The sequence below is a fragment of the Mannheimia indoligenes genome (genome assembly GCF_036880405.1).
Classification (GTDB): Bacteria; Pseudomonadota; Gammaproteobacteria; order Enterobacterales; family Pasteurellaceae; genus Mannheimia; species Mannheimia indoligenes.
Map to the genome: position 1 here is coordinate 1 of NZ_JBAJJM010000014.1, position 17,464 is coordinate 17,464.

Sequence of the window (17,464 nt, forward strand, 5' to 3'; positions counted from 1 at the left end):
TATCGCAATCATATGAAACTGGCACATTTGTGTCGGGGTATTGAGTAAATCTTTTAATAACCTCCTCCGAACAATGATATTTTTCAGCAAGTTGCGGATAAGTCTGTTTTCCTGTCGTGTAATCAGACCAAATTTGAATAGCGTTTAATTTCTTTTGAAAGGTAAAGGTTTTATTACATTGATTGCAATAATGGCGTTGAATATTATTTTGCTTACCGTGCTTCTTGATATTCGTACTTTGGCAAAATGGGCAGTTTTTTATTCATTTTTCAAAAATAAGGCTTTAAGCCACTTTTTAGCAACTATTTTGTCTACTATGCCAGTACTTATTAGTAATAAAAAAGCGAGACAAACATTTGTTTATCTCGCTTTATTTTTAATTATTGATTAACGTACGTTAAACTCAATACGACGGTTTTTCTTACGACCTTCTTCAGTGCTATTATCTGCAACTGGATTATCTTGACCGTAGCCTACCGCAGTTAATGATTCAGCAGGAACGCCTTGTTTGATTAAGTAATCACGTACTGATTTTGCACGTTGTTCTGATAATTGTTGGTTTGCTGCTGCATCGCCTACATTATCCGTATAACCTGAAATTTCACCTGTACGTTTGTTTTCAACAAAGTATTGTGCTAATGCGTTTAAGCGACGGAAATAGCGAGGGTTAATTTCAGATGATGCCGTTGCAAACATAATGTCTAAGTCTAATGTCGATAAAGACATATCTGCTAGTACTTCAGCTTCAGGCTCATTTACGTTTACTTTATCTGCATTTACAGTGAATAAGTTACCTAATAGTGCTTTTGCTTTTTCTACTAAGCTGGTTTTGGCATCTTCACTAGTTACTTCACCGATTAAGTTGAATACTTTATCTGCAAAAGAACCGTTTACGCCCGGGAAGTCTTTGAATAAATCTGCTAAACCAGAGAAGTTGTTGAAGCTGAATTTATCTGCTTTCGCATCAACCATTAATTTATCTACTAATGGTAAGCCTGCTGCTAAACCTTTGAATGCATCTAAGATATTCGCTTTAATACCATCATTTTGAACTGTACCAGATACAGTTAAATCTTTATCTGTTTTTTCCCAAGCAAGATTGCCTAAGCCATCAGAAACTTTTACCATTTCAGCTGCTGGTGTTGCTGGAGTTGTTTGAACTGCTGGAGCGTTCGCAGTTGTTGTAGAACCTTTATCTGAGCAGCTTTTAATACCGAATAAAGTAGCTAAAACGATACCTGCACCAATTAACCATTTGCTTAAGCTTGATGATTTAGCTGGCTCAGTTTTCACTGTCGTTGTAGTAGAAGCTGATCTTGTTGTTGCAGTATGTGCTGCAGCCGCAGTTGCCGCTGAAACGGTGCCTACTTTAGCAACATTGCTTAATACATCGCTAAATGAGCTATTTGCAAAACCTAATGCTGTTAATGCACCACCGTCTAATTCAGTTGAAACCGCTCTTGTTTGCTCAGCTAATAAATTAGTGAAATTACTTAAACCAAAACCGCTTGAAAGTTTATTTTTAAAGAAAGAGAAAACGATTGGTAATAATAAACCTAAAATGCCTTTAGATGCTGCTGGACTAGTATTTGTGCTAGTTGCTAAGTGGCTTGCAATAACATCAGTACGATCACCAAATAGGTTTGGTAAAATGTTTTTGCCTAGTTCAAATAAGTTACTTAAGCTACCGGTAGCATTATTAGCAACATCAGTTTTACCCATTAAAATATCTAACGGGTTGGCTTGTAAATTTGTATTTCTGATAAGGTTAAATAAGCTGTTTGCCCCTTCAGTACTGCTTGCTTTTTGGCTCATTCCACCTAAGATCAGTGCTAAACCTTTATTTAAAAGGTTGCCACCAGTTTCATTTGTTACGCCAAGTTGCTTGCCTACTTGATTAAGTAGAAACTCGCGTACTGGACCTTGTTGTAATAATTGATTTAAATCGAAATTCATTTTGTATTTGTTTCCTTATTCAGAGTGAAAATTTAACTATGAAGTTAATGATATAACTTACTGACTATAATTATACCTTTATTTTTTTGTTTTAAATGATAAATCCTTACATATTTACAACATTTACATTGGAATAAGCAATTGTAAATAAAGTAAATGTTTGGAACTAAAGTCCTATTGCATATTTCAATGCTTGTTTTTTTATTGGTGTTGCTTTTTCGGCGATCACTAATCCTAAATTACGAGCGATTTTTAATGGCAACAGTTCGGTTTTGAAGGCTTTATAAAAGATGTCCATACCTGTTTGCATTAATAAATTATCCGGTTTTCGTTTTTGCTCGTAACGTTTTAATACTTCCTCACTCGCAAAATTTTCACCTTTTTTGACCGCTTGTTCCACCACTTCAAGTAGTGCTTTTACATCTTTAAAACCTAAATTTACGCCTTGCCCTGCGAGCGGGTTAATGGTGTGAGCTGCATCACCTACTAACACCACGCCATTTTGTACATAATGTTGAGCGTGCTGGCGAGTCAGCGGAAATGCACCTGACGCCTGCACATTAATCTTGCCTAATTCTTCTGTTAAACGAGTAGGGAAATGTTGCTCAATGGCAACTGTTAGTTTTTCTGTGGGAAGGTTTTTTAGCTCCGCAATGCGTTGTGGTGAATCGTACCAAACAATGCAGCCGTTGTTGCCTGAAAGGGGTAAAAAAGCACGAGGACCTGTTGCATAAAATTGTTGCCAAGTGGCTGATGGAGCGATTTTCTCCGTCTTGATTGTTGCCAGCAAACAATGTTGTCGATATTGCCAGCTGGTTAAGCCAATACCAGCCCATTGGCGGGCTTGAGAGTTTGCTCCGTCTGCGGCAATGATAATAGGGGCAGAAAAGGTTTGGTTATCAACTTGAATTTCCCAGCGATTTTCTCCTCTTCTTGCAAAAATTTGCTCAAATCCAACCGCTTGTATGCAGTTTGGAAATTGCTTTAACTGCTCCCATAATGCAATCTGGAGTAGGTTGTTTTCTACCATATCGCCTAACTTTTCCAGCCCTAAGTCAGAGGCTGAAAATACGGTGTTAAAGCCCTCTATTTCCCAGGTTTCAAGTTGGGTATAAGGGCAAGTTCTCATTGAGATAATTTGCTCCCACACGCCTAATTTTTCCAACAACTGAATTGAGCCCATACTGATAGCGGAAATGCGTAAATCGTAGGCAGAGTTAGCCTCAAAAGTCGGAAGCGGATTTTTTTCTAGCAAGGCTAATTTCACCCCCTGTTTTGCCAATCCCAACGCCGTTGCTGCCCCAATCATACCGCCGCCAACAACAATGATATCCAATTCAGTGTTCATTTTTCTTTCCTCTTAAATGAGCTAATATACGCCTGAAACGCCTTGAATTGTATTGCATTTCAGATTAGGATAAAACCGATTTATTCATTTATTCAAAGGAGCATTTTATGTCTTGCAAAACTCATGCACACCACGACCACGAACACGGCGAAGGCTGTGGTCATACCGCCATTAAACATAACGACCATATCGACTATTTACACGATGGGCATTTGCACCATAAACACGGCGATCACTACGATGAACACGTGTTGGAAGTAAATGAGACCAACCCGGCGGAATGCAACGCTGTTCATTGCTGTGGCGACCACGTTCACGGCGAAGGATGCGGACACGAAGCTGTGCCACACGGCGATCATATTGACTATATTGTAGATGGTCGTTTACATCATCAGCATGGTGATCATTGCGACGATCACGGACCGGTTGAGATTGTGAAATAAGGTTATTTTATGGGAGGTTTTGACCTCCCATAAACTATTTTTGCGATCTCGCTCGAAAATTTGAATATTTGTTCTACCCTCTTTTTCTCTTTCCTTCTATTCTCTCGTCATTGATTTCTTATTTCTCAACATAATGACATTAGCCATAGTTTACAGCCGAGCCTCCATTGGCGTGGAAGCTCCATTAGTAACGATTGAGGTTCATATCAGCAACGGTCAGCCAAGATTAACCATTGTTGGCTTGCCCGAAGCCACCGTGAAGGAAGCGGGTGATCGTGTACGAAGTGCGTTAATTAACGCTAATTTTATCTATCCACCCCAACGGATTACGATTAATCTTGCCCCTGCGGATTTACCCAAAGAAGGCGGACGGTTTGACTTGCCGATTGCTATCGGTATTTTAGCCGCGTCGGGGCAGATTGATTCGGATTTATTAAAGCAGTTTGAATTTTTAGGCGAGTTGGCACTCACAGGGCATTTGCGAGGTGTGCACGGAGCAATTCCTGCCGTAATTTCAGCCGAAAAATCAAAACGCCAAATGATATTGGCTCAGCAAAATGCGAATGAAGCGGCTTTGGTTTCAAATGCCACAACTTATTTTGCGAAGTCGTTGCTTGATGTGGTGAATATGCTAAATAAGCGGGACAAACTACCTATTTGCCAACAAGTTTTGCAAAACTCGGCAGAAAATCGACCGCTTGTAAGCCGAGATCTCACGGATATTATCGGGCAACAACACGCCAAGCGAGCCTTAACCATTGCCGCAGCAGGGCAACATAATTTGCTTTTTCTTGGTCCGCCCGGTACAGGGAAAACAATGCTTGCCAGCCGTTTGGCGGATCTGCTGCCTGAAATGTCGGACGAAGAGGCAATCGAAACCGCCTCCGTAACCAGCCTTGTACAGAATGAGTTGAATTTTCAGAATTGGAAGCAACGCCCGTTTCGTTCGCCCCATCATAGTGCGTCAATGGTGGCGTTAGTTGGCGGTGGCTCAATCCCAAAACCGGGCGAAATTTCTTTAGCCCATAACGGTGTGCTTTTCCTAGATGAATTGCCTGAATTTGAGCGGAAAGTGTTAGATGCACTCCGGCAGCCATTAGAGGCAGGTGAAATTATTATTTCCAGAGCCAATGCTAAAGTGCAATTTCCTGCTCGTTTCCAATTAATTGCAGCAATGAACCCAAGCCCAACAGGGCATTATCAAGGTACGCATAATCGGACTTCTCCCCAACAAGTAATGCGATATTTAAACCGTTTGTCAGGTCCGTTTTTAGACCGATTCGATCTCTCCATTGAAGTGCCACTTTTACCTCAAGGGGCATTACAAAGTGGTTCTGAAAATCGAGGCGAAACCACCGAACAAGTTCGCAAGCGGGTGTTTTTAGCCAGAAAAATGCAATTTGAGCGAGCAGGCAAAATTAATGCTCAGCTTACCACACGAGAAATTGAGCGAGATTGTAACCTATCCGCACAAGATGCGTTATTTCTTGAGAATGCCTTAACCAAATTAGGTTTGTCAGTTCGGGCTTACCACCGCATTTTAAAGGTTTCTCGCACTATTGCAGATTTAGCCGGAGAGAAGGAGATTAAGCAAATTCATTTAGCCGAAGCCTTAGGTTATCGGGCAATGGATAGGTTGTTGCAACGATTGCAGGGGGAAAGTTAGATTTGTTGAGTGGAGATGAACGCAAGCAACTTCTCCACAAAATCCTCCGAATTTCCCCTATGTGCATTATGCCCTGCGTTTGAAATAATCTGCACAGGCAGTTGGTGTTGCTCTGCCATCTGGCGGAATTTGTTATCCTTTTCCCCGATGAAAAAGAGAATGTTTTTATTTGTTTGTTTTAATTGTTCCACATAATTAGGCTGTTTGGCAAGGCTGGTGGCTTCAAGCATTTGAGCAATTTGCTCTCCTTGATTATGCTTTCTACTATCAATATAACGTTCTCTTTCCATATCACTTAAATTGGCAAATACAGGTTGTTGATACCAATCTTCCAGCACCTTTTCAATTGGTTCGTGGCGAAAACGGTTCGCCCATTGGCAATCATTTTGCAGACGTACTTGGCGTTCAGTTGTTGATGCAAGCCCGATATTCGCTCCCTCTAATATCGTACCAAGCAGATTTGGATTATGGATATTCAGCACATAATCAAGTGCCACTCTTCCACCTAGCGAGTAGCCCACTAAATAAAAAGGCTGTGAGCCAATTACCTTTTCTAAAGCGGTGTGGAGCTGTATTCGTAGTTCGGCAAAATCGGCACAAACGATGTGTTTGCTGTGCCCGTGAAATGGAAGGTCGATAGTAAGCGGTCGAATTTGGGGAAAATTTTGCAAATGTTGAAGAACGCTTTGCCAATCTTGTTGTGAGCCGAGCAGCCCGTGTAAGAAAACAACAGGAGTACCTTGTTTAGCGTGCCATTGATATGAGAGCATTGATTAAATCTATAAATAAAAGCACCAGCATAGGCTGGTGCTATCGTTGTAACTAGGCAATTTCCGCCTGTGAAATTTGTTTCAGCAATGATTTATACATATTGCTGCCGTCGTGTTCGTTTACTTTGATTTCCACAATGGTAACACCTTTACGAGCATAGGCGTGTTTGAGTTTGGTTTTCAAATCTGCCCAAGTAAACGGGCGGATATACTCAAGCCCGAACATTGTTGCGACTTGAGCAAATTCAAAGTTGTGAGCGAGGCGGTAGTATTGATCTTTCGCTTTGCTATCAACAGGTAACATATCAAACAACGCACCGCCACTGTTATTTACCACGAATAAAATAGTTGGCTGGGTAATTTTGGTTAATAGGGCGATGGAGTTTAAGTCGTGTAGAGCAGAAACATCACCTACAACGCCAACGGTTGGTCGGTCGCTGCCTTTCGCAATACCTGCCATCGTTGCAATTAAGCCATCAATGCCACTTGCCCCACGATTAGTGTAAACAGGGTAGCCTTCCGGCAATTTGCATAACGCATCAACTAAACGCACAAATAAGCTATTGCCGATGAATAAATTGCCATTAATTGCTAAAACATCTTGAATATTGTGTGCAAGTGATGCCTCACTTAAACTTCCACCCACTTGCTGTTCAATAAAAGTTGCACAGAATTGTGAAAGAGCTAACGGCTCAAGCAGCCACGGCTTTTGGCGAAGTGGCGGATGAACACGCAAGAAGTGATGAGCTTTCGCCACAAAACGGGTTTGATGATGTGCATTCGGATTAATGTAATCTTGCGACTCATCAACCAACCAAAATTCGCCTTGGAATGCTTTTAAAAATTCGTTCACACGCTTACTCACAATTTGCGTACCGAATTGGATAACGATATCCGCTTGTAATAAGCGTTGTTTCACCGTTTCATTTGAAAGCCAAATGTCCGCAAACGGTAGGCTTGCTTCAATGCAAGATTGCACATCGCTTAATAAGCACCAGCCCATTGTTTCTGCCCAGTTTTTTAAGCCTGTGCCTTGTTCCGGTGGTAGTTTACCGACAACAATCACGCCACGTTTGGTTCGCCAGTAATCCCAATTTTCGTGCATAGATACTTCACTTTGAATTGCTTGTTGGTCAATCCATTTGGTTTGTGAATTATTCAACCAACCTTGAATTGGGCGTAACCACGGTGTATTGAGAATTTCGTTAATATCAGACTCATAAAGTGGCTCTTCAAAAGGGGCATTAATGTGCAATACACCACCTTGTTGAGCTTGTGTGGTGCAAGCCTGCTCAATGGTTGAAACTAACCAGCTTGCGTTATAAGCCTCATTTGCTTTTGGTAAGTTTACGCTCGCAACAGGATAATTAGCAAAAATGCCTTGCTGAGTAATGGCTTGGTTTACTCCGCAACCAATTAATTCAGTTGGGCGATCAGCAGAAAGAATAATCAGTTTTTGATGAGTAAGGCTTGCCTCAATCACTGACGGATAAAGATTAGCAACCGCTGTGCCTGAGGTAACAATTACCGCAACAGGGCTATTGGTTGCTTTGGCAATCCCTAACGCATAAAAGCCTAAGCCTCGCTCATCAAAGTGGGTGTGGCACTCTGCATATTGGGTTTGTTGAAGTTGTACCGCCTCAAGGGTTAAAGGGGTCGAACGAGAGCCTGGTGCGATACAAAAATGCTTTACGCCATAACGCATTAACGCACTTAAAATCACTTTTGCCCAAGTGCGGTTAAAAGAACTTACACTCATATTCTTCTCTACTTATTAATAAATTCGATAAATAGCCCAAATTGTAGCAAAAAGTTAAATTATTTTGGTAAGTTTTTAGCGAAATAGTGAATTTTTAATAAAATTACCGCCCAATGCCGATTAATAACATTGGGCGGTAAAAGAATTTGTAAAAAATTTACAAAAAACGACCGCTTGTATTAATTAATTCCAATCCAATTCGGCAACGCTAATGAAATTGCCGGAATGTAGGTAATTAAGATTAGGAATGTCAGTAATAGTAATAACCACGGCATTGCGGCTCTGACTACATCTGCAAGAGGCATTTTCGATACCGCAGAGGCAACGAACAAGTTCAAGCCGATTGGTGGTGTAATCAAGCCAATTTCCATATTTACTACCATAATAATCCCTAAATGGATTGGATCGATACCGAGTTGCACCGCAATTGGGAATAAAATTGGTGCAAGAATTAAGATAATCGCAGATGGCTCCATAAATGCACCGGCAATTAATAGCACGATATTTACCACCAATAAGAATGTCCACGGTTGTAAATTCCATTCTACGACGGTTTCAGTAATCAGTTGCGGAATTTGTTCGGTGGTAAGAACGTGAGCAAATAACATCGCATTTGCGATGATAAACATCAACATTACGCTTAATTTTGCAGATTCCAACAATACTTTCGGGCAATCACGCAGTTTTACATCTTTATAGATAAATACCGCCACAAACCACGAATAAACTGCTGCGACCGCTGCCGCTTCAGTTGGGGTAAAGATACCGCTGTAAATACCGCCTAAAATAATCACCATCAACAACAAGCCCCAAATTGCTTTACGGGCTGCGGTAAACCACTCTTTTACTGTCGCACGAGGCTGTGCCGGCAGGTTTTTAATACGAGCAACAACGTAAATAGCAATCATCAATACCAAGCCAAGCATTAATCCCGGTACAACCCCTGCCATAAATAATTTACCAACAGAAGTTTCAGTTGAAGCTGCATATACGACCATTACGACTGATGGCGGAATTAAGATACCAAGCGTACCTGCGTTACAAATAATCCCTGTACCAAAGCCTACCGGATAGCCTGAACGCACCATTCCTGCAATCGCAATTGACCCCACTGCTGCCACCGTTGCTGGGCTTGAGCCTGAAAGAGCGGCAAACAGCATACAAGACATTACAGCTGCAATCGCTAAACCACCACGAATATGACCTACGGTTGCATTCGCAAAGTCAATTAAGCGTTTTGCTACACCACCGGTTGTCATAAACGCACCGGCAAGCAAGAAGAACGGAATAGCAAGTAAGGTATAATGTTCTGAGGTTTCAAATAGTTTGATTGCTAGTGAACTTACGGAGTCTTGGCTAAAGAACATAATAGTAACTGCACCCGCTAAACCGAGTGAAATCGCAATCGGTACACCAAGAAACATTAAGATAAATAACAAGCTAAATAGCACTAAAATTGTCATTATTCTTCTCCTTGTGCGAGTTTCATTGCGTCTTCACTTTCATCTGCTAAGCCAAGCCCCACTTGTTTGCCTTGTAAAATACGCACTAAAATTTCAATAAAACGGATACCGATTAAGGCAAAACCAACAGGCATAATTAAACCCACGTGCCATTGTTTTAGGTGGAATTGATGTAAATCTTCCGCTCCAATATCAGCCACATACATCGCTGAAATCCACTCATAACTGGCTGAACCAATTAAAATCGCATAGGCTAAACAAGCACAGATTGCAATAATACCGACGATTTTCTGCCCGTGGCGGGAAAGTTTTTTCACTAACACATCAACACCGATATGTCCTGCCGTACGCACCCCATAAGATGCTCCAAAGAAAATCAACCAACCAAAACAAGCTTTAGTTAAAGCTACACTCCAAGTCATTTCTTGAGCGGCTTCCATAATCCACTCGCCGAGTGGTTCAGCGAAGCCAGCGGTAAATGGTACAGCTTCGGCTAAATCAAAAAAAACGTTATAAAGGTTGTTAAACATCACATAAGCGAAGGTAACAAGCGTCATTACCATTAACAAAATGGCGATGAAACATTCCTCAAAACGCTCCCAGAACCATTTTAAAGAAGACATTTTTTACTCCGAAAAATAGGATAATCCCAAAATAGAAAACCGAAAGGGCAAATTAAGTGCCAACAAGCGGTCAGATTTATTTAATTTTTTGCAAAATGTAGATCGTTTTGGGCGGACACTGTTATGTCCGCCCTGATAATTGAATAATTATTGGAATTACTGTTTGTTAGATGCTTCAGCCGCTTTGATTAAGTCTGCACCGATTGCATCTTCAAACTGCTTCCATACAGGACGCATTGCTTCACGCCATTTTTCACGTTGCTCATCCGTTAAAGTAACGATTTGTGAAGCACCTGAATCCACGATTTTCTTCTTATCGCTTTGGTTGAGTTCGTGAGATTGTTTATTCACTTCAACTGACACTTCATCTAAGATTTTGGTAAGTTCTACACGTACATCTTCAGGAATTTTGTTCCAGAATTCTGTGTTCACGATAACCATATAAGATAATAAGCCGTGATTAGATTCAGTAATGAATTTTTGTACTTCGTGAATTTTTTGTGAGTAGATGTTTGAATACGGGTTTTCCGCACCGTTTACAACGCCTGTTTGTAAGCCTTGATACATCTCTCCGAATGCCATTTTACGCGGTACAGCTTTTAATGCTTTGAACTGTGCATCTAACACTTCTGAAGCCTGTACACGGAATTTTAAACCACGAGCATCTTTCGGCTCACGTAGCTCTTTGTTCGCAGAAAGTTGTTTTAAATCGTTGTTCCAGTAAGATAAACCTGTAATACCTTTGTCTTCCATTGATTTTAACAATGATTGACCTGCTTCAGATTGCTCAAAACGTTCAACCGCTTTGATATCGTCAAACAAGAACGGTAAATCGAAAATTTGAATTTTTGGTGTGTATTTATCAAATTTAGCCAGTGATGGAGCAAGCATTTGTACGTTATTTAACAATAATGCTTCCATCTCTTTACCATCTGCATAAAGTGATGAGTTTGGATAGACTTCCACTTTCACTTTGCCGTTCAAACGCTCATCCACTAATTTTTGGAACATTAACGCACCCTGACCTTTCGGGGTTTCATTTGCTACAACGTGTGAGAATTTGATGACGATTGGATCGTTAGCAAAAGCTGATACAGAAAATACAGCGGTTACTGCTAATGCTGCAGCAAGTTTTTTGAATGGTTTTAACATAATTCACTCCAAATAGTTAGTGTTTGCAAAAATTGTTCATAATTTGCCTGATTTTTTAGAAAAGTAAACAACAATTTTTAAAAAATATGACATATATCTCAATTTTTTTACATTATTTTTACTTTTGAAGTGGAGTGAAGTGCTTTTAAGAGAGGTAAGGCTGGTTTAAACCAGCCTTGCTATTAATTTCTTGTACCTAATTGGAAGATAACCACTTCAGCTTGGCAACTAAACTTAAAATTGGCATTAAGTTCAAAACCACCTTGTACCGGGTAGATTTCACTCTCAATTTCACAAGGTTCGGATTCAACATCGTGAGCTTTTTGAGTAAATCTTTCCAGTGCAGCTTGAGCTTCAGCTTCTGTTTCATAAGTGCGTTTAATGTTTGCAACCGTTTCGCTGTTATCTAAAATTGAGCCGACGTCAAAGGTGTTGCAGCCTTCACATTCAATGGGTTTATCGTTTTTCATTGGCTAATCCTCATAATTGATAAATAATATCGCTACTTTAAAACTAAATAAGAGCAGGTGCAATCTTCAATCGTCTAGAATTTGATTTAGATAGAATTTTACTCACTTAGGCTTGTTCAGCCCTAAAGGTTTTGCAAATTTTGGAGGAAAAATGACCGCTTGGGGCGTGTGTTATACGCGGTTTTACTTGAGTTTTTTGCTATCGTGTTTACTCTGATGTTGATATCAATTTATGCCTAAAATTTATTAAATCAAACCAATAAAAATCTTTTTTAATCTGTGAAGCTGATCACGGTTTCTCTTAGTTAAATTCGTTATGCTTTAACTAACGTATTAACATAGCAAGAGGGACATTTTATGAAACGTAGTCTATTAAATGCTTTTGTATGTGCTGTAATGTTTGGGGTGAATATGAGCTATGCTCAATCTGAACCTAGAGTTGGCGTTACGATTTATAAATATGATGACAACTTTATGATGTTGATGCGTAAAGCGATGAATAAGGAGATAGAAAATTTCCGTCATCTGAAATGGTTTATGAACGATGCTCAAAATTCACAAGTGAAGCAATTAAATCAAGTCGAAGTTTTACTTAATCATAAAGTGAATGTATTGGCGGTAAATATTGTTCACCCTAATGAATCAAAAACCATTGTGGAAAAAGCGAAAGCGAATAATGTACAGATTGTATTTTTTAATCGAGATCCGAGTAAACAGGCAATGGAAAGTTATGAAAAGGCTTATTTTGTCAGTAGTAACCCGCAAGAAGCAGGCGAAATACAAGGACAACTCATTGCAAAAGCGTGGAGAGCCAACCCTCACTTTGATTTAAATAGAGATGGAAAATTGCAGTTTGTATTGCTAAAAGGCGAATTGAGCGAAGTGAGTACTTTGCGTTCTCAAGCCGTTATTGATGAGCTTAATCGTCAAGGTATTGCAACAGAAGAAGTTTATAGCGACACAGCAATGTGGCGTTCCGCCATTGCTCGCAATAAAATGAACGAATGGTTAGTCGCAAAACGTGCCAATGAGATTGAAGTAGTCATTTCAAATAATGATGAAATGGCAATAGGGGCATTAGATGCGTTAAATGCTCACGAGAAAAAACTGCCTCTCTTCGGTATTGATGCCTTGCCGGAAGCTCTAGCTTTAATTAAATCAGGGCAGATGACCGGTACGGTGCTAAACGATAGTATCGAACAAGGAAAAGTCGTGATACAACTTGCTGCGAATTTAGCACAAGGTAAGCCGGCTACACAGGGCACAGAGTGGGAAAATAGTCCATCTAAAACCATTTATATTCCACATATTGGCGTAAATAAAGAAAATTTGGAGCAGTTTTTAAAATAATTGCAAAAATTTTAATAAAAGCGACCGCTTGTAATCTACAAACAACATTGCAAGCGGTCATTTTTTCGCAAAAATTTACTATCTCTTGATAGAGTAAATATTCAAAACGCTGCCATAGAATTAAAAAATCCTCCACTTTGTCTTAATTCTGTGAGAATGATCACGGATTGTTTTACAAAAATGGGTTATTCTTCGCACCAAGTTGCTTATGGTAAGCAATGAATATGTCAGGATAAACATATCAAAAGAGGTGATTTCTATGAAGAAAGCAGTATTAAGTGCAGTGGCAATGGCAGTAGCATTAGGTGCGACTATCAGTACAGCACAAGCTGAAAATCGTATTGGTGTAACTATTTATAAATATGACGATAACTTTATGGCATTAATGCGTAAAGAGATTGAAAAAGAAGGTCAAGCTCAAAAAGTTCAGTTATTAATGAACGACTCGCAAAACACCCAATCTATTCAAAACGACCAAGTTGATGTATTGCTTTCTAAAGGCGTTAAAGCATTAGCAATCAACTTAGTTGACCCATCAGCGTATAAAACTATTATCCAAAAAGCGAAAGGCGAAGATGTACCTGTTGTGTTCTTTAACAAAGACCCGGGTGCAGCGGCAATTGATAGCTATCCGAAAGCATACTATGTGGGTACAGATCCGAAAGAATCTGGCTTAATCCAAGGTGATTTGATTGCTAAACAGTGGAAAGCAAACCCAGCATTAGACTTAAACAAAGACGGTAAAATCCAATTTGCGTTATTAAAAGGCGAACCGGGGCATCCGGATGCGGAAGCTCGTACCAAATATGTTGTTGAGGGCTTAAAAGAAAAAGGCATTGAAAGTGAGCAAATCTTTATGGATGCAGCATTATGGGATGCAGCTCAAGCAAAAGATAAAGTAGATGCGTGGTTATCAAGCGGTAAAGCGAAAGATATCGAAGTGATCATTTCTAACAATGACGGTATGGCATTGGGTGCGTTAGAAGCAACTAAAGCACACGGTAAAAAATTACCAATCTTCGGTGTTGATGCGTTACCTGAAGTACTTCAGTTAATCAGCAAAGGTGAAATTGCAGGTACAGTATTAAATGACGGCGTAAATCAAGGTAAAGCAGTTGTTCAACTTTCTGCAAACTTAGCAGACGGTAAAGATGCAGTTGCAGGTACACAATGGAAATTGGAAAACCGCGTAGTGCGTATTCCTTATGTTGGTGTTGATAAAGACAACTTATCCGAATTTTTAAAATAATTAGCACTTTATGGCACGAGTGATGATACTCGTGCCTTTTTTTCGAGTTTTCGATATAACAGGGTGAGATATGACAGGCGAAGTACTACTCACAATGACGAACGTTAGCAAGTCGTTTCCGGGTGTGAAAGCGTTAGACCGAGCTAACTTAACGGTAAAATCCCATAGTGTTCACGCCTTAATGGGTGAAAATGGGGCAGGGAAATCAACCTTGCTAAAATGTCTCTTTGGGATCTATGCCAAAGATGAAGGCGAGATTCTTTTTCTCGGCAAACCGGTGAATTTTAAAACCTCAAAAGAGGCATTAGAAAATGGGATTTCAATGGTTCACCAAGAGTTGAATCTGGTAAAACAAGTAACTGTAATGGATAACCTATGGTTAGGACGTTATCCGTTAAAAGGTCCTTTTGTGGATCACGACAAAATGTATCGTGATACTAAAGCGATTTTTGATGAATTAGATATTGATGTTGATCCACGTGAGAAAGTGGCGAAATTATCTGTATCACAAATGCAGATGATCGAGATTGCCAAAGCGTTCTCTTACAACGCCAAAATTGTGATTATGGACGAGCCGACTTCTTCGCTTTCAGAAAAAGAAGTTGAGCATCTGTTTAAAATTATTCAAAAACTGAAAGACAGAGGCTGTGGCATTATCTATATTTCTCACAAAATGGACGAAATTTTTAAAATTTGTGATGAAATTACCATTTTGCGAGACGGCAAATGGGTAAATACCGTTGCTATTAAAGATACCTCTATGGATCAAGTGGTTTCAATGATGGTAGGGCGTGAGCTAACTCAACGTTTCCCGGAAAAAACCAATTTACCAAAAGAAGTGATTCTTGAAGTAGAGAATTTAACGGCAAAAAATCAACCTTCTATCCAAGATGTTAGCTTCAGCTTACGCAGAGGGGAAATTTTAGGTATTGCAGGCTTAGTTGGGGCAAAGCGTACTGATATTGTTGAAACCATTTTCGGTGTGCGAGATAAAGCAAGCGGTAAAATTACCTTAAACGGCAAAGAAATCAATAACCGTAACGCCTTTGATGCGATTAATAACGGCTTTGCTCTCGTAACAGAAGAACGTCGCTCAACGGGGATTTATGCAAACCTAAGTATTGAGTTTAACTCATTGATTTCAAATATGAAGTCTTATCTAGGAAAATTTGGTTTGCTGAGCAATAAAAAAATGAAAAGCGACACCCAATGGGTAATTGATTCGATGAATGTAAAAACCCCATCGCATCAAACGCATATTGGCTCACTTTCCGGCGGTAACCAACAAAAAGTGATTATCGGGCGTTGGCTCTTAACCCAACCTGAAATTCTGATGCTTGATGAACCCACTCGTGGTATTGATATTGGGGCAAAATTTGAAATTTATCAGCTGATTTTAGAGTTAGCAAATAAAGATAAAGGGATCATTATGATCTCATCGGAAATGCCCGAATTACTAGGGGTAACAGACCGGATTTTAGTGATGAGTAACGGTAAAGTGGCGGGCATTGTTGAAACTGCCAACACCTCGCAAGAAGAAATCTTGCAACTCGCAGCAAAATATTTATAGACAAGGAGTGAAGTATGTCTGCTTTACAACAAAATAGAACACTCGATTTTTTTAAACAAAATGCGATTTACTTCGTATTATTAATCTTACTTATTGTGATTATTGTGCAAGACCCAAGTTTCTTGAGCTTGCGTAACTTCAGTAACATTTTATCGCAATCTTCTGTGCGTCTTATCATTGCACTAGGTGTTGCAGGCTTGATTGTAACACAGGGTACAGACTTATCCGCCGGTCGCCAAGTTGGCTTAGCGGCGGTAATCTCAGCCACCTTGTTACAATCAATGGAAAATATGAACAAAGTTTTCCCGAACTTATCCGAAATTCCAATTCCTGTTGTAGTTTTAACGGTTTGTGTGATTGGTGGACTTATCGGCTTATTTAATGGTTTTGTGGTAGCTTATCTCAACGTAACACCGTTTATTGCCACAATGGGGACGATGATTATTGTTTATGGGATTAACTCGCTTTACTACGATGCCGTAGGCTCATCGCCAATTGCAGGTTTTAGCGATGACTTCTCCAGTTTTGCACAAGGCTTCTTCCGCTTTGGAGACTTTAGGCTCTCCTACATCACCATTTATGCTGTGATCGCCACTATTATTATGTGGACGTTATGGAATAAAACCCGCTTCGGTAAAAACGTATTTGCGATTGGTGGAAACCCAGAAGCAGCACGCGTTTCTGGCGTAAACGTACCGCTTAACTTAATGGGTATTTATATGCTTTCAGGCATCTTCTACGCATTCGGCGGTATGTTAGAAGCAGGTCGTATCGGTAGTGCAACCAACAACTTAGGCTTTATGTATGAAATGGATGCAATCGCAGCTTGCGTAGTAGGTGGCGTATCATTTGCAGGTGGTGTGGGTACAATCATCGGCGTAGTAACCGGGGTGCTTATCTTCACCGTAATTAACTATGGTTTAACCTACATTGGTGTAAACCCTTACTGGCAATATATCATCAAAGGTGGCATTATCATCTTAGCGGTAGCAATTGACTCACTCAAATACGCGAAGAAAAAATAATTCATTTTGATTGAATAAACATCGGGGCAAAGTAATTTGCCCCTTATTTTTATGCAAGCGGTTATATTTGAGGAAAAATTTGCAAATACTTTTCGGCTGGATTAAAGTGCTAGACAGGCTTGTTTGAAAACATAGGAGAGATATATGGTTAAGCAAACTAAGTTAGGGCAGTTGGCATTTTTATCGCTTGCGTTTTTTTCGGTTTCAACATTTGCCGCTCATCACGAAATCAAAATGCTAGATAATAATGCAGAAGGCGGTATGGTATTTGAACCGGGTTATTTGAAAGCAGAAGTGGGCGATACAATAACTTTTATCCCAACCGACAAAGGGCATTGGGTAGAAAGCCGTGCGATTCCGGAAGGGGCGGAAAAATTTCTTTCTAAAGAAGATGAAAAATTTACGCTTACGCTTACCCACGAAGGCGTTTATGTTTACTATTGCCCGCCACATCGTACAATGAATATGAGCGGAATTATCCAAGTAGGTAAGCCTGTAAACCGTGAAGCGGCACAAAAAGAAGTCGAAAAAATCGAAAAACGCACCAAAGAAAATTCAGGGCGTTTGTTTGATTACTTCGATCAAATACAGTAAGAAATTCCCTCAGAGATAAGCTTTGA

At 39.9% G+C, this 17,464-nt stretch carries 16 protein-coding genes; 7 read left to right on the forward strand and 9 right to left on the reverse strand.

Annotated features, from left to right (window positions below):
- The 3 genes from V6W77_RS11045 to V6W77_RS09585 form a co-directional block, all read right to left on the reverse strand.
- Positions 1 to 262 (reverse strand): transposase-like zinc-binding domain-containing protein (locus V6W77_RS11045; protein WP_428981788.1); only part of this gene is annotated, 262 nt, incomplete at its 3' end.
- Positions 263 to 387: 125 nt separating this feature from the next.
- Entirely contained in the window at positions 388 to 1,956 is a 1,569-nt protein-coding gene (locus V6W77_RS09580; RefSeq protein ID WP_334254507.1) for an OmpA family protein, read from the reverse strand.
- Positions 1,957 to 2,122: 166 nt separating this feature from the next.
- A complete protein-coding gene (locus V6W77_RS09585) occupies positions 2,123 to 3,304 on the reverse strand; it encodes an FAD-dependent oxidoreductase (protein WP_334254508.1) in 1,182 nt (393 codons plus the stop codon).
- Between the two features lie 107 nt (positions 3,305 to 3,411).
- Here V6W77_RS09585 and V6W77_RS09590 point away from each other — a divergent pair, with 107 nt between their 5' ends.
- Both V6W77_RS09590 and V6W77_RS09595 read left to right on the forward strand, forming a co-directional pair.
- Positions 3,412 to 3,747, forward strand: coding sequence for a hypothetical protein (locus tag V6W77_RS09590; RefSeq protein WP_025216487.1), 336 nt, complete (start codon positions 3,412 to 3,414; stop codon positions 3,745 to 3,747).
- Positions 3,748 to 3,880: 133 nt separating this feature from the next.
- Positions 3,881 to 5,413 (forward strand): YifB family Mg chelatase-like AAA ATPase, encoded by a 1,533-nt coding sequence (locus V6W77_RS09595; protein WP_334234464.1) that lies wholly within the window; start codon positions 3,881 to 3,883, stop codon positions 5,411 to 5,413.
- Here the strand turns inward: V6W77_RS09595 and menH are convergent.
- From menH to V6W77_RS09625, 6 genes are all read right to left on the reverse strand, one after another.
- Positions 5,410 to 6,183, reverse strand: a complete 774-nt coding sequence (menH, locus tag V6W77_RS09600; protein ID WP_334254509.1) for a 2-succinyl-6-hydroxy-2,4-cyclohexadiene-1-carboxylate synthase — start codon at positions 6,181 to 6,183, stop codon at positions 5,410 to 5,412. The genes V6W77_RS09595 and menH overlap by 4 nt on opposite strands.
- Positions 6,184 to 6,235: 52 nt before the next feature.
- Positions 6,236 to 7,942: a 2-succinyl-5-enolpyruvyl-6-hydroxy-3-cyclohexene-1-carboxylic-acid synthase gene (gene menD, locus V6W77_RS09605; protein ID WP_334254510.1), complete on the reverse strand. Its 1,707-nt coding sequence runs from the start codon at positions 7,940 to 7,942 to the stop codon at positions 6,236 to 6,238.
- 179 nt (positions 7,943 to 8,121) lie between these two features.
- Complete coding sequence (gene dctM, locus V6W77_RS09610; protein WP_025236889.1) at positions 8,122 to 9,405, reverse strand: C4-dicarboxylate TRAP transporter large permease protein DctM; 1,284 nt, start codon at positions 9,403 to 9,405, stop codon at positions 8,122 to 8,124.
- A complete protein-coding gene (locus V6W77_RS09615) occupies positions 9,405 to 10,028 on the reverse strand; it encodes a TRAP transporter small permease (protein WP_334236179.1) in 624 nt (207 codons plus the stop codon). Before V6W77_RS09615 ends, dctM begins: the two co-directional genes overlap by 1 nt.
- Positions 10,029 to 10,184: 156 nt before the next feature.
- Positions 10,185 to 11,180, reverse strand: coding sequence for a TRAP transporter substrate-binding protein (locus V6W77_RS09620; RefSeq protein WP_334254511.1), 996 nt, complete (start codon positions 11,178 to 11,180; stop codon positions 10,185 to 10,187).
- Positions 11,181 to 11,362: 182 nt separating this feature from the next.
- Positions 11,363 to 11,650, reverse strand: a complete 288-nt coding sequence (locus V6W77_RS09625) for a YfcZ/YiiS family protein (protein ID WP_025236886.1) — start codon at positions 11,648 to 11,650, stop codon at positions 11,363 to 11,365.
- A gap of 357 nt (positions 11,651 to 12,007) precedes the next feature.
- On the opposite strand from V6W77_RS09625, the gene V6W77_RS09630 reads away from it, so the two are divergent.
- The 5 genes from V6W77_RS09630 to V6W77_RS09650 all read left to right on the forward strand — a co-directional run bounded on the left by V6W77_RS09630 (position 12,008) and on the right by V6W77_RS09650 (position 17,438).
- On the forward strand, positions 12,008 to 13,000 hold the full coding sequence (locus V6W77_RS09630; RefSeq protein WP_334254512.1) for a substrate-binding domain-containing protein: 993 nt from the start codon (positions 12,008 to 12,010) through the stop codon (positions 12,998 to 13,000).
- 259 nt (positions 13,001 to 13,259) lie between these two features.
- Positions 13,260 to 14,249, forward strand: coding sequence for a galactose/glucose ABC transporter substrate-binding protein MglB (gene mglB / locus V6W77_RS09635; RefSeq protein WP_025236884.1), 990 nt, complete (start codon positions 13,260 to 13,262; stop codon positions 14,247 to 14,249).
- Between the two features lie 70 nt (positions 14,250 to 14,319).
- A complete protein-coding gene (gene mglA, locus V6W77_RS09640; protein WP_025236883.1) occupies positions 14,320 to 15,819 on the forward strand; it encodes a galactose/methyl galactoside ABC transporter ATP-binding protein MglA in 1,500 nt (499 codons plus the stop codon).
- Positions 15,820 to 15,833: 14 nt separating this feature from the next.
- Positions 15,834 to 16,844, forward strand: a complete 1,011-nt coding sequence (gene mglC, locus V6W77_RS09645) for a galactose/methyl galactoside ABC transporter permease MglC (RefSeq protein ID WP_025236882.1) — start codon at positions 15,834 to 15,836, stop codon at positions 16,842 to 16,844.
- Between the two features lie 144 nt (positions 16,845 to 16,988).
- Complete coding sequence (locus tag V6W77_RS09650; protein ID WP_283386725.1) at positions 16,989 to 17,438, forward strand: pseudoazurin; 450 nt, start codon at positions 16,989 to 16,991, stop codon at positions 17,436 to 17,438.
- The last annotated feature ends 26 nt before the right edge of the window (positions 17,439 to 17,464 follow it).

What these genes read in the sequence shown, in the direction of transcription:
- V6W77_RS09615 (WP_334236179.1), bottom strand. Translation starts at nt 10,028, where the DNA reads ATGTCTTCTTTAAAATGGTTCTGGGAGCGTTTTGAGGAATGTTTCATC.
- menH (WP_334254509.1), bottom strand. Translation starts at nt 6,183, where the DNA reads ATGCTCTCATATCAATGGCACGCTAAACAAGGTACTCCTGTTGTTTTC.
- V6W77_RS09625 (WP_025236886.1), bottom strand. Translation starts at nt 11,650, where the DNA reads ATGAAAAACGATAAACCCATTGAATGTGAAGGCTGCAACACCTTTGAC.
- V6W77_RS09595 (WP_334234464.1), top strand. Translation starts at nt 3,881, where the DNA reads ATGACATTAGCCATAGTTTACAGCCGAGCCTCCATTGGCGTGGAAGCT.
- V6W77_RS09590 (WP_025216487.1), top strand. Translation starts at nt 3,412, where the DNA reads ATGTCTTGCAAAACTCATGCACACCACGACCACGAACACGGCGAAGGC.
- mglC (WP_025236882.1), top strand. Translation starts at nt 15,834, where the DNA reads ATGTCTGCTTTACAACAAAATAGAACACTCGATTTTTTTAAACAAAAT.
- V6W77_RS09585 (WP_334254508.1), bottom strand. Translation starts at nt 3,304, where the DNA reads ATGAACACTGAATTGGATATCATTGTTGTTGGCGGCGGTATGATTGGG.
- V6W77_RS09620 (WP_334254511.1), bottom strand. Translation starts at nt 11,180, where the DNA reads ATGTTAAAACCATTCAAAAAACTTGCTGCAGCATTAGCAGTAACCGCT.
- dctM (WP_025236889.1), bottom strand. Translation starts at nt 9,405, where the DNA reads ATGACAATTTTAGTGCTATTTAGCTTGTTATTTATCTTAATGTTTCTT.
- mglB (WP_025236884.1), top strand. Translation starts at nt 13,260, where the DNA reads ATGAAGAAAGCAGTATTAAGTGCAGTGGCAATGGCAGTAGCATTAGGT.
- V6W77_RS09650 (WP_283386725.1), top strand. Translation starts at nt 16,989, where the DNA reads ATGGTTAAGCAAACTAAGTTAGGGCAGTTGGCATTTTTATCGCTTGCG.
- V6W77_RS09580 (WP_334254507.1), bottom strand. Translation starts at nt 1,956, where the DNA reads ATGAATTTCGATTTAAATCAATTATTACAACAAGGTCCAGTACGCGAG.
- V6W77_RS09630 (WP_334254512.1), top strand. Translation starts at nt 12,008, where the DNA reads ATGAAACGTAGTCTATTAAATGCTTTTGTATGTGCTGTAATGTTTGGG.
- menD (WP_334254510.1), bottom strand. Translation starts at nt 7,942, where the DNA reads ATGAGTGTAAGTTCTTTTAACCGCACTTGGGCAAAAGTGATTTTAAGT.
- mglA (WP_025236883.1), top strand. Translation starts at nt 14,320, where the DNA reads ATGACAGGCGAAGTACTACTCACAATGACGAACGTTAGCAAGTCGTTT.